Annotated in this window: 14 protein-coding genes; 8 read left to right on the top strand and 6 right to left on the bottom strand. The window is 71.6% G+C overall.

Features of this window, described 5'->3' with window-relative positions; translation table 11 throughout:
- Positions 1 to 34: 34 nt before the first annotated feature.
- Both KXR53_RS18975 and KXR53_RS18970 read right to left on the bottom strand, forming a co-directional pair.
- Complete coding sequence (locus KXR53_RS18975; RefSeq protein WP_437376821.1) at positions 35 to 970, bottom strand: 2-hydroxyacid dehydrogenase; 936 nt, start codon at positions 968 to 970, stop codon at positions 35 to 37.
- A gap of 2 nt (positions 971 to 972) precedes the next feature.
- On the bottom strand, positions 973 to 1,824 hold the full coding sequence (locus tag KXR53_RS18970) for a GNAT family N-acetyltransferase (protein ID WP_437376820.1): 852 nt from the start codon (positions 1,822 to 1,824) through the stop codon (positions 973 to 975).
- 192 nt (positions 1,825 to 2,016) lie between these two features.
- On the opposite strand from KXR53_RS18970, the gene KXR53_RS18965 reads away from it, so the two are divergent.
- Positions 2,017 to 3,120: an NAD(P)/FAD-dependent oxidoreductase gene (locus tag KXR53_RS18965; protein ID WP_437376819.1), complete on the top strand. Its 1,104-nt coding sequence runs from the start codon at positions 2,017 to 2,019 to the stop codon at positions 3,118 to 3,120.
- A gap of 2 nt (positions 3,121 to 3,122) precedes the next feature.
- The gene (locus KXR53_RS18960) at positions 3,123 to 4,595 is read left to right on the top strand and encodes an aldehyde dehydrogenase family protein (protein ID WP_437376818.1); all 1,473 of its coding nucleotides are present in this window, start codon (positions 3,123 to 3,125) and stop codon (positions 4,593 to 4,595) included.
- A 28-nt stretch (positions 4,596 to 4,623) separates the two neighbouring features.
- On the opposite strand, the gene KXR53_RS18955 is transcribed toward KXR53_RS18960, so the two are convergent.
- Together KXR53_RS18955 and KXR53_RS18950 are read right to left on the bottom strand one after the other, a co-directional pair.
- On the bottom strand, positions 4,624 to 5,259 hold the full coding sequence (locus tag KXR53_RS18955; RefSeq protein ID WP_437376817.1) for an NrsF family protein: 636 nt from the start codon (positions 5,257 to 5,259) through the stop codon (positions 4,624 to 4,626).
- Positions 5,256 to 5,813: a sigma-70 family RNA polymerase sigma factor gene (locus tag KXR53_RS18950; protein ID WP_437376816.1), complete on the bottom strand. Its 558-nt coding sequence runs from the start codon at positions 5,811 to 5,813 to the stop codon at positions 5,256 to 5,258. Before KXR53_RS18950 ends, KXR53_RS18955 begins: the two co-directional genes overlap by 4 nt.
- Positions 5,814 to 6,143: 330 nt before the next feature.
- On the opposite strand from KXR53_RS18950, the gene KXR53_RS18945 reads away from it, so the two are divergent.
- From KXR53_RS18945 to KXR53_RS18925, 5 genes are read left to right on the top strand one after another with little or no spacing between them, the layout of a single operon-like run.
- Entirely contained in the window at positions 6,144 to 7,478 is a 1,335-nt protein-coding gene (locus KXR53_RS18945) for a hypothetical protein (RefSeq protein WP_437376815.1), read from the top strand.
- Positions 7,479 to 7,503: 25 nt separating this feature from the next.
- The gene (locus KXR53_RS18940) at positions 7,504 to 8,019 is read left to right on the top strand and encodes a YqhR family membrane protein (RefSeq protein ID WP_437376814.1); all 516 of its coding nucleotides are present in this window, start codon (positions 7,504 to 7,506) and stop codon (positions 8,017 to 8,019) included.
- Positions 8,019 to 9,629 (top strand): thiamine pyrophosphate-binding protein, encoded by a 1,611-nt coding sequence (locus KXR53_RS18935; RefSeq protein WP_437376813.1) that lies wholly within the window; start codon positions 8,019 to 8,021, stop codon positions 9,627 to 9,629. Before KXR53_RS18940 ends, KXR53_RS18935 begins: the two co-directional genes overlap by 1 nt.
- Positions 9,607 to 10,839, top strand: coding sequence for an OpgC family protein (locus KXR53_RS18930; RefSeq protein ID WP_437376812.1), 1,233 nt, complete (start codon positions 9,607 to 9,609; stop codon positions 10,837 to 10,839). The genes KXR53_RS18935 and KXR53_RS18930 overlap by 23 nt, the downstream gene beginning before the upstream one ends.
- A gap of 33 nt (positions 10,840 to 10,872) precedes the next feature.
- The gene (locus KXR53_RS18925; RefSeq protein WP_437376811.1) at positions 10,873 to 11,346 is read left to right on the top strand and encodes a YHS domain-containing (seleno)protein; all 474 of its coding nucleotides are present in this window, start codon (positions 10,873 to 10,875) and stop codon (positions 11,344 to 11,346) included.
- 9 nt (positions 11,347 to 11,355) lie between these two features.
- On the opposite strand, the gene KXR53_RS18920 is transcribed toward KXR53_RS18925, so the two are convergent.
- Positions 11,356 to 12,123, bottom strand: coding sequence for an anti-sigma factor family protein (locus tag KXR53_RS18920; protein WP_437376810.1), 768 nt, complete (start codon positions 12,121 to 12,123; stop codon positions 11,356 to 11,358).
- The gene (locus KXR53_RS18915) at positions 12,113 to 12,673 is read right to left on the bottom strand and encodes a sigma-70 family RNA polymerase sigma factor (RefSeq protein ID WP_437376809.1); all 561 of its coding nucleotides are present in this window, start codon (positions 12,671 to 12,673) and stop codon (positions 12,113 to 12,115) included. Before KXR53_RS18915 ends, KXR53_RS18920 begins: the two co-directional genes overlap by 11 nt.
- Positions 12,674 to 12,820: 147 nt before the next feature.
- Here KXR53_RS18915 and KXR53_RS18910 point away from each other — a divergent pair, with 147 nt between their 5' ends.
- A complete protein-coding gene (locus KXR53_RS18910; protein WP_437376808.1) occupies positions 12,821 to 13,789 on the top strand; it encodes an MBL fold metallo-hydrolase in 969 nt (322 codons plus the stop codon).
- Positions 13,790 to 13,801: the final 12 nt, after the last annotated feature.

The raw sequence follows: 13,801 nt of genomic DNA, 5'->3' as shown, positions 1-13,801 counted from the left end.
TTTCAAACCGAGAGGTAGGGGACGGAAAGGGAGTTCAATATGCCTGCCGGCGGTCGACGACGTTCTCCAGCGGCAGCCCGTCCCGGTGCCGGCGGATCGCGCGGATCACCTGGCGGGCCGCCGACTCCGGATGGGTGGCGCTGGCGATATGCGGGGTCAGCATCACCTTCGGGTGCCGCAGCAGCGGGTGGTCGGGGGCGGGCGGCTCGGCCGCCAGCACGTCGAGCATCGCGGCCGAAATGTGTCCGCTGTCCAGCGCGGCCAGCAGGTCGGCCTCCACCATATGTCCGCCGCGGCCAACATTGACCAGCCCGGCCCCGGCCGGCAGGGCCGAGAAGACCTTGGCGTTCAGAATGCCGCGGGTGGCGTCGGTCAGCGGCAGCAGGCAGACCAGGATCTCGCAGCCCTGTAGGAAGTCCGGCAGTCCGGCCGCGCCGGCAAAGCAGGTCACGCCCGGAAGCGACTTCTCCGACGCGCTCCAGCCGCGCATGGCGAAGCCCAGGTCGCGCAACGCCTCGGCCGCGGCGCGGCCGAGCACGCCCAGCCCCATCACCCCGACCGTGCGGTCGGCGGCGCGCCGCACCAGGCGTGGAGCCCAGCGCCCCTCCCGCTGATCGGCGAGATAGGCGGGGATATCCCGATGCAAGGCGAGCGCGGCGTAAAGGACGTATTCGACCATGGACCGGGTGAGGTCCGGATCGACCATGCGGACCAGCTGGACCCGCGGCGGCAGGCGGTCGAGGTTCAGATGGTCGACTCCAGCGCCCAGGCCGAACAGCACCTCCAGCTTCGGCACCGACCGCTCCAGATCCTCGGGCGGGGTCCAGGCCACCAAATAGGCCGCGTCCGACGGCGGCGCGTCGGGCGACCAGACCTCGAGCCTGATGTCCGGCGCCTCCTCCCGGAACACCCGGTCCCAGACCGCACCGCGGACCGGGTCGGATTTGTACAGCAGCGTCGGGCGGCCCATGGTCAGCCCAGGGCCTGGTTGATCAGCCCGAAGGTTCGGACCGCAGGCTGCCGCGCCGGCCGGTCGCCGCGAAGCATGGTCACGACCGTGTCGACCCGGGCGAGGCCGGCGGCCGCGAGGCGGTCGGCGAAGGCGCCGTCGTCCGGCGTGTCCACCCGCAGGAACCGACCGGCATGCTCCTCCAGATGCGGCTGCAGCAGGGCGATGGCGGCGGCCTCGTCCGGCGCGACGATCGGGCCGACGACATGGCCGCGGCCGAAGGGGCGGCAGAGGCTGAAGCCGACCAGCTCGCCATCCGTCTCATAGCCGGTGCCGACCGAGCGGGCGGCGAGGGCGTCCAGCGCGGCCGACCGGTCGGCGCCACACGCCTCCTTGTCGAGTGCCCGGATCTGCGGCCAGTCCTCGGCGGCGAGCGGCCGGACCCGCCCGGCTGCGGCAGCGGTTGGCACCGGCTGCACTGTGCCCTGATGCTGATGGATCCGGCCGATCTCCCGAAATCCTTCGGAGCGGTACAGCCGCAGCCCCGCCGGTGTGGCGTTCAGCTGCAGCGCGCGGTCGCCGGCCCGGTCGAACAGCCAGCGCATCATCCGCCGCCCGGTGCCCTTCGCCTGCAGCCGCGGCGAGACGATAATCATGCCGACCGTGCCGAAATGCTCTCCGAACGGCCACCATAGGGCGGAACCGATCACCCGACCGGCGCCGTCGCAGGCCACGACGCCGTCGCCGACCTCGTACACCAAGCGCCAGTCCTCCGGCCGGTGCGCCCAGCCGACCTCCACGGTCAAAGCGTGCAGCGCCGGCAGGTCCTGCTCCGCCATCGGGCGCAAGGTCGGGGGAGGGGTGTCGTGTGGCATCACCGGATTCTCTTTGCAGGAACGGTCGGGCTGCGGTTCCGGCAGCTTGCCCCGCCCGGCCCGGCACGATCGCCCGAAAAGCCGATCACAGACCATGCGGATGCACCAAAGCGGGCAGCATTCATGGCAGCATCTGCCACCACGGCCGGTCTAGCCTTGGTCGCAGTCTCAGCGGAAACAGGGCGCATCCCTATGGCTCGTGTCGTCATCATCGGTGCCGGTATCGTCGGTCTGTCCGTGGCGCGGGCGGCGCTGAAGCGCGGACATGACGTCCATCTGCTGGAGCAGGGCGAGGTGCCGAACCCGCACAGCGCCTCCTACGACCGGCACCGGATGATCCGCTACCACTACGGCGCAGCGCTCGGCTACACCCGCATGGTGGCGCCGGCTTTCGAGGCCTGGTCGCGCGTCTGGGACGACATCGGCAGCGAAGAGTTCGAGGACACCAGCGCGATCTCGATCTCGCTGGAGGCCGGCGACTACGCCGCCAAGACGCTGGAGGCCTTCCGCGAGCTCGGCATTCGGCACGAGGTGCTGGACCGCGATGGCGTGGAGCGGCTGTGCCCGCATCTGCAGCTGCCCGAGGGCGCCTGGGGCGTCACCGCCTCGCCGGGCGGGCCGCTCTTCGCCGGCCGCATCGTCACCGAGCTGGCGCGCTGGATCGCCGAGCACGGGGCCGTGGTCGAAGGCGGCTGCCGCATCGCCCGCGTGGACCAGGAGCGCGGCGTCGCCATCCGCGCCGACGGCAGCACGGTCGAGGGCGACATGCTGGTGATCGCCGCCGGCGCCTGGCTGCCGGCGCTGATGCCGGAGCGCTACGGCGACGCGGCCACCTGGCGGCAGGGCCTCTGCTACATCGAGCCGCCGGCGCGCTTCGCGCAGACCTGGCGCGACGCCCCGGCCATCGTCACCCTCGGCGACCATGCCGGCTACACCCTGCCGGACCGCCGCGGCGCCGGCCTCAAATTCGGCCACGGCCCGCATCGCCGCCGCGCCCGGCCGGAGGTCGACGGCTTCGGCTCGGATCTCGCCACCGAGGGCGAGACGATCCTGGCGCCGTTCCGGCCCTATCTCCGGGACGCCGCGGACTACCGCCCGACCCGCATCCAGGTCGGCTACTACGTCCTCGACCCGTCGCGCCGCTTCAGGCTCGACAAGGCCGGCCGCGGCCTCGTCGTCACCAATTGCGACGGGCAGATGTTCAAGTTCGGCCCGCTGCTGGGCGAGCGCATCATCGCCATGTTCGACGGCGCCGAGAGCGCAACCGACCTCGCCCGCTGGGCCGCGGGATACTGATCATGCTCGATTTCGATCCCGCCGCCGTCGCCGTCCCCGCCGGGCACTTCATCGACGGCGCCCTCGTCACGGGAGAGGGTGAGACGATCGGCGTCCGGCGTCCCTCCGACAGCGCTCTCTATGCCGACCTGCCGGTCGCCTCCGCCGATCTGGTCGACCGGGCGGTGACGAACGCGGCCGAGGCCCAGCGCCGGACCGACTGGGCCAGCCGCCCGCCGCGCGAGCGGGCCCGGGTGCTGCGGCGCTTCGCCGATCTGATCGACGCAAGGGCGGAGGAGCTGGGGCGGCTCGAGGCGCTCGGCTCGACCCGGCCGATCGCCCAGGCCCTGTCCTTCGACGTGGCCTCGACCGCCGAAGGCTTCCGCTTCTTCGCCGAATACGCCGACAAGCTGGGCGGGGAGGTCGCCGCCACCCGCAGCGACAATCTCGGCCTCGTCATCTCCGAGCCCTATGGCGTCGTCGCCGCGATCACGCCCTGGAACTTCCCGCTCAGCATGGCGTCGTGGAAGGCCGGGCCGGCGCTGGCCGCCGGCAACGCCGTGGTGCTGAAGCCGTCGGAGCTGACGCCGTTCTCGACCGTGCGGCTGGCGCAGCTGGCGGTCGAGGCCGGCGTGCCGCCCGGCATCTTCAACGTGGTCCAGGGCACCGGCGCCGTCACCGGCGACGCGCTGTGCCGCCATCCGCTGGTCGGCAAGATCTCCTTCACCGGCTCGACCCGGACCGGCGCCGCGATCATGGCGGCCAGCGCCGCCAGCGGGGCGAAGCCGGTGACGCTGGAGCTGGGCGGCAAGAGCCCGCAGCTGGTCTTCGCCGACACGCCCAGCCCGGACCGGACGGCCCGCCAGATCGCGGCCTCGATCCTCGGCAATGCCGGGCAGGTCTGCGTCGCCGGCTCGCGCCTGATCGTGCAGCGCCGGCTGCGGGACGAGATGGTCGACAGGCTCACGACCCTGTTCGCCGAGGTGCGGCCGGGCCCGACCTGGCGCGAGGACACCAGCTTCTCGCCGATCATCTCGACCCCGCAGGCCGACCGGATCGACGGCATCGTCCGCCGCTCCCTGGCCGCGGGCGCCCGAGCCTTGGTCGGCGGCCGGCGCCTGGCCGCGATCCAGGACGGCGCCTTCTACGAGCCGACGATCCTGACCGACGTCACCCAGGACATGCCGGCGGTGCGGGAGGAGATCTTCGGCCCGGTGCTGACGGTCCAGGCCTTCGACGACGAGGAGGAGGGGCTGGCGCTGGCCGACCATCCCGACTACGGCTTGGCGGCCGGCGTCCACACCGCGGATCTCGGCCGCGCGCTGCGGGCGGTGCGCCGGCTGCAGGCCGGCACCGTCTGGGTCAACCGCTACGGCCGCACCGCGGACTTCATCCTGCCGACCGGCGGCTACAAGCGCTCCGGCATCGGCAAGGATCTCGGGCGCCAGGCGGTCGAGGCCAATCTGCGCCAGAAGAGCGTGCTGATCGAATTCTGAACGCCGGGACGGCGATGCTGTGCCCGGCTTACCAGCGCAGCCAGCGCCGGCCCGCCAGGGTGCCGATCAGCACCACGATCCCGGTCGCCAGCGTGTACCAGGTGGCGACGAAGAGCGGGCTGTCGTCCGGGCAGTGCGCGGCGTAGAAGGTCGCGGAGATGCCGCTGGCCACCAGCCCGGCGACCGCACCCGCGATGCCGGGCCGCCGCGGCGCGCCCTGGCGCAGGGCGAGCAGCAGCAGGGCCAGCGGCCCGAGCGCCATCAGCGGGATGACGATCATGCAATAGCGCGCATTTTCGCCGATCCACCGTGCGCCCCAGGTCGACATCGGCATCGCCATCATCTCCGCCGCGACCGAGACGGCCAGCAGGACCGGCGCGGCCAGCAGCGCCCAGCGCCAGGCGCCCAAGGGCACACCCGGCCGGGCCAGATGCAGGATCAGCCCGGTGGCGGTGACGGCCAGCGCCAGGGTGACGACGAACTTGAACAAGTAGCGGACGGTCTCGATCGCCTGCATCACATCCGGCCGGATGCCGACGCCGACGAAGAAGATGGCACCGGCCACGACCGCGCCGCCGGCCATCGCCGCCGCCACCGCGCGGCCGAGCGGCCAGCGGACGGGGGCGTCCTGCGCCAAGGCGGTGATCAGATCGTCGGTCCTCACTCCGGGTCACTCCGATACAAAGCGGCCAGCATCTTCAAGGCGCGGTGCAACGCCACGCGCACGGCGCCCTCGGTCATGCCGAGCCGGCCGGCGGTCTCGCGCACGCCGGCGCCCTCGACCGAGATCGAGCGCACGATCTCGCGCTGCCGGTCCTGCAGCCGCGACAGCAGGCGGTCGACATCGCGCCGCTCCAGCCCGTCCGCCGCCGGCTCGGCCTCCAGCGTGTCGATCACGTCCTCGATCGGCACGTCGACATGACGGCCGCGCCGGCGCAGCGCGTCGATCATCTTGTTGCGCACGATGGTCGAGATCCAGGGGCCGATCGGCCGCGCCGGATCCCAGGAGGCGCGCTTGAGATGGATCGCCAGCAGCACTTCCTGGACGATGTCCTCGGCATCGCTGCCGGAGGTGCCGAACAGGGTACCGCGCCGCCGGGCCATGGCGCGCAGATGCGGCGTCACCGCCTGCAGGAACAGGCGGTAGGCCCCGGCGTCGCCGGAAATCGCGGCCCGCATCCATGTCGCCCATTCTTCCTCCCGCGACGGGTCAGTCACGCGTCATCACCTCATACGGCTCCGCGTTCGGATTCGTTACAGCGGGCCGGCCGGTTCCGGAGGAGTTCGAAAAAATTCTGCCGGCGCTGTAATAGCAGCCGCACCGACGCCGAAGAAGTCGTCACAAGCCCATTGCGGCGAGCCTCTTCTGCGGAACCCGCCATGAATTATCCTCTGCTCCTGTTCGCCCCGCCGGGCATCGCCGTCACGAACGGCTGAGCCTCCGCGGCCGGAGCGCACCAGCCGGCCTCTCACAATTCGGACCGCCGCCGCGTCGCGCGATCGACGCCACGGCCGAGCCTTGCCCCAACGGGCGAGAAAGGATCCGTCATGCCGAGAGATCACTACGACCTGTCGACCAGCTCCGCCAATGCCGCGGCCACTACCGCTTTCGAAGAGGCGGTGCACGGCCTCGCGGCGCATCGGCCCTCGACCGGCGTCGCGATCGGGCGGGCGCTCGACGCCGATCCGGACCATGTGCCGGCACTGGCGCTGAAGGGCTTCGCCAACCTGATCCTGGCGCGCGAGGAGCTGGCACGCCCGGCGCGGGAGGCGCTGGCGGCGGCCCGGCGGGCCCTGGCGGCGAAGGATGGCGGCACCGCCGACGAGCGCGCTCTGGTCGAGGCCCTCGGCCTCGCCGTCGAGGACCGTTTCGCCCAGGCCGCCGACAGCCTCGACCGAAGCTTCGCCGACCGGCCGGCGACCTTCCTGCCCTTCAAGATCGCGCATGCGCTGCGCTTCATGCTGGGAGACGCCGAGGGCATGCTGGCGGCCTCGCACCGGATGATGGCGGTGTGGTCGGCCCACTTGCCCGCCGCCGGCTTCCTCCTGGGCTGCCACGCCTTCGCGGTCGAGGAGCACGGCGCCTACGCCGCTGCCGAGGCCTATGGCCGGCAGGCGGTGGCGCTGGAGCCGGACGACGCCTGGGGCCTGCACGCCGTGTCCCATGTCCATGAGATGCGCGGCGACACCAAGGCCGGCATCGCCTGGCTGGAGGGCAGCCGCGACCGCTGGTCCCGCTGCAACAACTTCAGCTTCCACCTGGCCTGGCACCTGGCGCTGCTGCATCTCGATCGCGGCGACCATGAGCGCGTGCTGCGACTCTACGACCAGGAGGTGCGGCCGATCCCGACCGACGACTTCCGCGACATGGCCAATGCGGTCTCGCTGCTGTGGCGGCTGGAGCGCCTCGGCGTCGATGTCGGCCACCGCTGGGCCGACCTGGCCGAGATCGCGCGGAAGCGTCGGGCCGACACCACCCTGGTCTTTGCCGCGCTGCACACGCTGATCGCATTGATCGCACTGGGCGACCGGCCGGCGGCGGCGGAGTTGGTGATGGCGCTGCAGGTGCGCGCCCAGGGCGACGGCGACCAGGCCCGGGTCGCGGCCGGGATCGGCCTGCCGCTGGCCCGCGCCATCGCCGGAATGGGGGCGGAGCGGGGAGGGCTCGACCGTCTCGCCGCCGCCCTGCCGGGGCTCGGCGGCAGCAATGCCCAGCGCGACCTGTTCGTCCTGGCCCTGGCCGAGGCCGCCGCCCGGCGCGGCGACGGCGAGGCGCTGCGGGAGATCCGTGCCGCCCGCCGCCGGCTGAAGGCCGAGGACCGCCTGATCGCGGCCGTCGACGGCCGCACCCTGTCCACCGCCCGGCTGCGGGCTTTCCGCTGACCTTCCCTGAACGGAGACCACGATCATGACCATGACTCAGATTCAGACCCAGGCCACCACCGCGCCATTGTTCCCGGCGCTGACCGGCCGCCTCGTCCCGACCATCCTTCTGGCCGGCATCGCCGCCGACCTGACCTGGGAGGTCTGGGCCCGCGGCATCACCCCGTTCCTGGTCGGCGGTCCGCTGGAGCCGGCGGCCCTGGTGCAGTCCGTCTTCGGGTTTCAGAGCTGGACGGCAGCGGAGCTGATCCACGCCATCGTCGGCATCGTGTTCTATCCGATCGGCTATCTGTTCATCGCCCGGCCGCTGCAGCGCGCGATCCTGCCGAAGCTGCCGCTGGTGCTGACCGGCATCGGCTTCGGCATCGGGCTGTGGGTCTTCGCCCTGTACGTCATGGCCCATGTCTTCGCCGGGCTGCCGGCCTTCCTGGGCTTCATCCCACTGGCCTGGGCCTCGCTGGTCGGCCACGTCCTGTTCGGCCTGGTCGTCGCCTATGTCGTACGGTTCCGCGAGTCCCAAACCGCTGAAAGCTCGCTGTGATGACCCGCGTCGCCGATACGATCGCCGCCACCCTGTACGCCCATGGAGTCCGTCACGCCTTCGGCATGCCGGGAGGCGAGGTCGTGACCCTGATCGACGGGCTGGAGGCGGCGGGCATCCGCTTCCACCTGGCGCGGCACGAGACGGCGGCGGCGATCATGGCCGCCGGCGCCTCGGTGACCACGGCCACGCCCGGCCTTTTGGTGGCGACCGTCGGCCCGGGGCTGGCGAATGCGGTCAACGGCATCGCCGACGCGGCGCAGGAGCATGTGCCGCTGGTGGTGATCTCCGGCATCGTCGACCGGCCCACCCGGGCCCGCTACACCCATCAGGTGATCGACCACGCGGCCCTGCTGCGGCCGCTGGTCAAGGCCAGCTTCGAGGTCGAGCCGGAGAGCGCCGGCCCGACCGTGGCCCGGGCTCTGGCCTTGGCGCTGGCGGAGCCGATGGGGCCGGTGCATCTCGACCTGTCGCCTTCGGTCGCGGCCATACCCGACCTGGCGCCGCGCGTGGTCGCCCCGCCGGCGGTGCTGCGCCCGGCGATCGGCCCGCGGGACCCGATGGTCGCGGCGCTGGCTGGCCGCCTGTCGCGGGCGCGGCGGCCGCTGATCCTGGCCGGTTTCGAGGCGGCGCGGGCCGGCGCCGGCCCGGCGCTGCTGCGCCTGGCTGAGCGGCTAGGCGCGCCGGTGGTCACCACCTACAAGGCCAAAGGCCTGGTGCCGGAGGATCATCCTCTGGCGCTGGGCGGGGCCGGCCTGTCGCCGGCCGCCGACGCGATCCTGCTGCGCCTGTTCCATCAGGCCGACCTCCTGCTCTTCGTCGGCTACGACCCGATCGAGATGCGGCTCGGCTGGCTCGATCCCACCTCCGATCCGGACCGGATCGTCGAGATCACCGCCGCGCCGGCTGACCACGCCATGCATCACGCCGGGACGCGTCTGCTCGCGGATCCGGCGACCGCTGTCGCGGCCCTGGCCGAGGCGATCGATCCCGGCACAACCTGGCCGGATGGCGAACCGACCGCGGCCCGGATGCAGCTGGAGGAACGCTTCGCCGGCCGCGGCGGCTGGGGGCCGCACGCCATCATCGAGACCCTGAACCGGGCGGTGAATGATGGTGACCTCGTCACCGTCGATTCCGGCGCCCACCGCATCCTGCTGTCGCAGAAATGGATCGCGCGGCGGCCGCTATCGCTGCTGCAGTCGGCCGGCTTCTGCACCATGGCCGCGGCGCTGCCGCTGGCGATCGGCGCCAAGGTCGCCGACCCGTCGCGCCGCGTCGTCGCCGTGATGGGCGACGGCGGGCTGGAGATGGGGATCGGTGAGTTCGCCACCCTGCGCGACCTCGGCCTGCCGATCACTATCGTGCTGTTCCAGGACCGGAGCCTGGCCCTGATCGCCCTGAAGCAGAATTCAGCCGGGCTGGCGCCGCATGGCGTCGGGCTCGGCCCGACCGATTTCGCCGCGGTCGCCGCCGGCTTCGGCGGCCATGGCCGCACCGTCACCAGTGCCGCAGCGCTGGCGGAGGAGTTGGCCGCCGCCCGGGACCGCGACCGCTTCACCCTGATCGCCTGCAGGTTCGACGCCGATGCATATCACCAGGCCTTCTGAGCCGCCGGCGCCGGCGGCACTCTCCGTCGCGGCGGCCAAGCCCCGGCGCGACCCGCGGCTCGACGTCTTCCGCGGCCTCGGGATGCTGATCATCCTGATCGCGCACATTCCGGAGAACCCGTGGATCCTGTGGATCCCGGCGCGGTTCGGCTTCTCCGACGCGACCGAGATGTTCGTGTTCCTGTCCGGCATGGCTTCGGCCATCGCCTTCGGTCGGGTGTTCGACCGCGACGGCTTCGCCCGCGGCACCGGCCGCGTCGCCCGCCGGGTCTGGCAGATCTACTGGATCCATGTCGCAGTCTTCGTCGTCGTCGCCGCGCTGGTCGCGGCGGCCGGCATCCGGCCGGGCAGCGGCGAAAGCTACATCGTCGCGCTGAACCTGCCGCATTTCTTCGCCGATCCCGCGGCCCTGCTGCCGCAGTTCCTGGCTCTGGCCTATGTGCCGAACTATTTCGACATCCTGCCGATGTACCTGGTCATCCTGGCCATGATGCCGGCGATGATCCTGGCCGAGCGGCTGCACCGGGCGCTGCCCATAGTCCTGATGGCGGCGCTGTGGGGCCTGGCCCAGGCGCATCTCCTGGACTTGCCGGCCGAGCCCTGGTCGGACCGTGTCTGGTTCTTCAACCCCTTCGGCTGGCAGCTGCTGTTCTATCTCGGCTTCTTCCTGATGCGCGGCACGCTGCCGGCGCCGGGACCCGGCCGCGGCCTGACGATCCTCGCCCTGGTCGTCGTCCTGGCGACCGTGCCCTTCGCCTGGTACCGCATCATCGAGGCCTCGCCCTTCTTCGGCTTCTGGGCGCAGGCGCTGATGCCGCTGACCGACAAGACCCATTTCGGCCTGCTGCGCCTGGTGCATTTCCTGGCGCTGGCCGTCCTGGCGATGCAGCTGGCCGGGCCCGGCGGCCGGCGGCTGCACGGGCCGGTGGTCGCCGTCGTCTCCAAGGTCGGACAGCAGACGCTCGCGGTCTTCGTCTCCGGCATGGTCGCGGCCCAGCTGCTGGGCATGGCGCTGGACCATACCGGCCGCGACCCGTTCGCCGTCGCCGCCGCGAACCTGGCCGGCTTCGCCGCACTGGTCGCGGTCGCTTATGCCGTCGCCTGGTTCAAGGGCGGGGCCGGTCCCGGACTGGCCCCCCAGGACCGGCGCATCCACGACCTGGAGCAGGAGCTGGCCCGGCAGCGCGCGACGGCGCTGCTGGCCCAGTGACCCCCCGATCCGCAACCACGAAAGGAGCCTGTCATGATCCGTCGAACCGTGCTGGCGCTGGCCGCCCTGGTCTGCATCGCGCCTGCGATGCCGGCCGCCTGGGCGGAGGCGCCGCGCCCGGTCAACACCTTGGGCTCGACCGACCATGTCGCGATCCGCGGCTACGATCCGGTCGCCTACTTCCGCGAGGGCGCGCCGCGGCAGGGCAAGCCTGAATTCGCGGTCCAGCGCAACGGCGCCACCTGGTGGTTCGCCAGCGCCGAGAACAAGGCGCTGTTCGAGAGCGATCCGCAGAAATACCTGCCGGCCTTTGGCGGCTTCTGCGCCTATGGCACGTCCCAGGGCTATCTGGTGAAGGTCGAGCCCGAGGCCTGGTCGATCGTCGACGGGCGCCTCTATCTCAACTACGACCTCGGCGTCCGCGAGATGTGGCTGAAGGACACCAAGGGCTATATCGCCCGGGCCAATACGAACTGGCCCGGTCTCGACCATGGCGACATCAAGTGAGCCGGCCGGTCAGAGCAGGCTTTGAAGCTCGCGCAGCTCGCCCTCGTTGAGGTCGGACACGGCCCAGTACGCCATGCCCGCCCGGCTCCAGCCGAGCAGGTTGTAGCCGGCGACCCTGGCCGAAACGGGCGCGGCCGCTCGACTGTCCGACGGCCAGACGAAGACGGTGATCTGGTGCAGGCGCCGCCGGTAGACCAACGCCGCGACGCGCTGGCCGTCGACATAGTCGAGCCGACCGCCGACCAGCCGGAAGCCTTCGCCCGACAGGTCCTTGACCACGGGCGCGTAGTCCAGCCGCCCCGCGAACCACGGCTTGACGGTGTGGGTGTCGGCCGACGCGACCTGGACCGGATCATCCTGCAGCAGCGAGCGGACATGGGCGGCGAGCACGTCGCGGGAGACGGCGGCCTCCTCCCCGCTCCGCTGCATCCACCAGGCGGTGCCTGCGATCGAGAGGACGCAGGCCAGCAGGATGACCGCGGCCCGGCGCAGATACGGGGACAGGCCCTGCACGACGCGGTCGGCGAAGGTGCGGCGGAAGCCGGGCTCGGTCTCTTCCGCCTCCATCGCCAGCCGTGCCGACATCCGGTCCAGCAGCTTCGGCGGTGCCGGCTCGCGGGCCTGCTGTAGGTGATTGCGCAGCCGCAGCAGCTCGTCGCGGATGCGGGCGCAGTCCGGGCAGTCCGCGGCGTGCGCCGACACCGCATCGCGCTCGCCGGGCGGCAGCTCGCCGTCGACCAGGAGGGCGATCCGGTCGCGGGCCTGATCACAGCGCATTGCGGCTCTCCTGCGCGAGCAGCTGCCGCAAGCGATCCCGCAGCTGGTCGCGGGCACGGGCCAGGCGCGACATCACGGTACCGATCGGAACGTCCGTCACGCTGGCGATCTGCTGATAGGTCATGCCCTCGAATTCCCTGAGGACGATCACCTCCCGGAAGATCGGCGGCAGCTCCGCCAGGGCGCCGCGCACCAGCGTCTGCTCGGCCCGGCTCAGCAGCATCTCCTCGGCGGAGGGATCCTCGCTCGCCACGTCGAGCCCGCGGTCGTCCTCGTCGTCGCGGCGCGGCAGCACGCCGTCGAGGGAGATCACATTGGCGGTCCGCTTCCGCGCCGACAGCCAGCGATAGGCGACGTTGCGCACGATGGTCAGCAGCCACGGCTTGATGTCGTCGCCGGCCAGCCCGTCATAGGCGCGGAAGGCGCGCAGATAGGCGTCCTGCACCACGTCCTGGGCGTCGTCGCGGTCCCGCAGCAGCCAATAGGCGAGGTTGTAGGCGGCATCCATATGCGGAAGCGACAGCCGCTGGAAATCGCGAGGCGCGGTCATGCGGTCAGCTTAGGCCAATTTGCCGGGGCACCTCAGATATTCGATCCCGCCCGGCCCCGGTTTATTCCCGCCGATGTGCATCGGGAATAAACGCGGCCCCTGCTGGATCTCCTCGGCAGGTGCTCCCCTCATCCATGGAGAGATCGGATGCCCGGTCCGTCCCGTCGTGACTTCGTGCTGTCCTCAGCCCTCGCCGCGGCCTTCGGGCTCGGCGGGAAGCTCGCCGTCCCGGCCGCCTTCGCCCAGGCGCCGGCTGCGCCGCAAACAGGCTTTCACAAATACAAGGTGGGCTCGGTCGAGGTGACGGCCCTTTATGATGGGATGTGGGCGAAGCCGCATGACCGCGCCTTCATCAAGAACGCCTCGGTCGAGGAGACGAAGCAGGCGCTCGGCAAGGCAGGGCTGCCGACGGACCACGTCACGATTCCCCTGACCGTGGTCGTGCTCACCATCGACGGCCGGCACGTCATGGTGGACTCTGGTTCGGGCGGGCAATGGCAGCCGACCGCGCAGGGCGTGCTCGGCCCCATGGCGGCGGCCGGCATCGATCCCGCCAAGGTCGGCACCATCCTGATTTCGCATTTCCACCCGGATCACATCTCCGGGCTGATGGAGAAGGGCACCAACAAGCCGGTCTTCCCCGATGCCGAGCTGGTGGTGAGCGCCGCCGAATACAGGTGGTGGACCGAGCCCGGGCGCGTCGAGAAGCTGCCGGAGGCGCGCCGGCCGCTGGGCCAGCGCATCAACGCCGTCTTCCCGACCTGGAAGAACTTCACCCTGGTGGAGGAGGAGAGGGAGGTCGCGCCGGGCATCCGTCTGGTGAAGGCGCCGGGCCATACCCCCGGCCACTCCGCCTTCCTGCTGTCCTCGGGATCGGAGCAGCTGCTGATCTCGAACGACACGGCCTATGTGCCGGCCCTGCTGGCGCCGCATCCGGAATGGCGGGGCGCCTATGACCAGGACGGTCCGCTGGCGGTCCAGACCCGCCGGGCGCTGCTCGACCGCGTGATTGCCGACGAGATGCGGGTCTGCGGCGCGCATTTCCCGTTCCCCGGCTCCGGCCGCTTCGCCAAGGACGGCGCCGCCTACGCCTTCATCCCGGACACGGTCGCCTGACGGGAGCCGACG

This window comes from Inquilinus limosus, assembly GCF_051487185.1.
Taxonomy (GTDB): Bacteria; Pseudomonadota; Alphaproteobacteria; order DSM-16000; family Inquilinaceae; genus Inquilinus; species Inquilinus limosus_F.
Note: the sequence above shows the minus strand (reverse complement) of the source record. Positions and strands in the feature narration are given on the sequence as shown.

Bases quoted from the DNA above. Each gene is read 5' to 3' on its own strand.
- KXR53_RS18975 (WP_437376821.1), bottom strand. From the start codon at position 970: ATGGGCCGCCCGACGCTGCTGTACAAATCCGACCCGGTCCGCGGTGCG.
- KXR53_RS18970 (WP_437376820.1), bottom strand. From the start codon at position 1,824: ATGCCACACGACACCCCTCCCCCGACCTTGCGCCCGATGGCGGAGCAG.
- KXR53_RS18965 (WP_437376819.1), top strand. From the start codon at position 2,017: ATGGCTCGTGTCGTCATCATCGGTGCCGGTATCGTCGGTCTGTCCGTG.
- KXR53_RS18960 (WP_437376818.1), top strand. From the start codon at position 3,123: ATGCTCGATTTCGATCCCGCCGCCGTCGCCGTCCCCGCCGGGCACTTC.
- KXR53_RS18945 (WP_437376815.1), top strand. From the start codon at position 6,144: ATGCCGAGAGATCACTACGACCTGTCGACCAGCTCCGCCAATGCCGCG.
- KXR53_RS18940 (WP_437376814.1), top strand. From the start codon at position 7,504: ATGACCATGACTCAGATTCAGACCCAGGCCACCACCGCGCCATTGTTC.
- KXR53_RS18935 (WP_437376813.1), top strand. From the start codon at position 8,019: ATGACCCGCGTCGCCGATACGATCGCCGCCACCCTGTACGCCCATGGA.
- KXR53_RS18930 (WP_437376812.1), top strand. From the start codon at position 9,607: ATGCATATCACCAGGCCTTCTGAGCCGCCGGCGCCGGCGGCACTCTCC.
- KXR53_RS18925 (WP_437376811.1), top strand. From the start codon at position 10,873: ATGATCCGTCGAACCGTGCTGGCGCTGGCCGCCCTGGTCTGCATCGCG.
- KXR53_RS18920 (WP_437376810.1), bottom strand. From the start codon at position 12,123: ATGCGCTGTGATCAGGCCCGCGACCGGATCGCCCTCCTGGTCGACGGC.
- KXR53_RS18915 (WP_437376809.1), bottom strand. From the start codon at position 12,673: ATGACCGCGCCTCGCGATTTCCAGCGGCTGTCGCTTCCGCATATGGAT.
- KXR53_RS18910 (WP_437376808.1), top strand. From the start codon at position 12,821: ATGCCCGGTCCGTCCCGTCGTGACTTCGTGCTGTCCTCAGCCCTCGCC.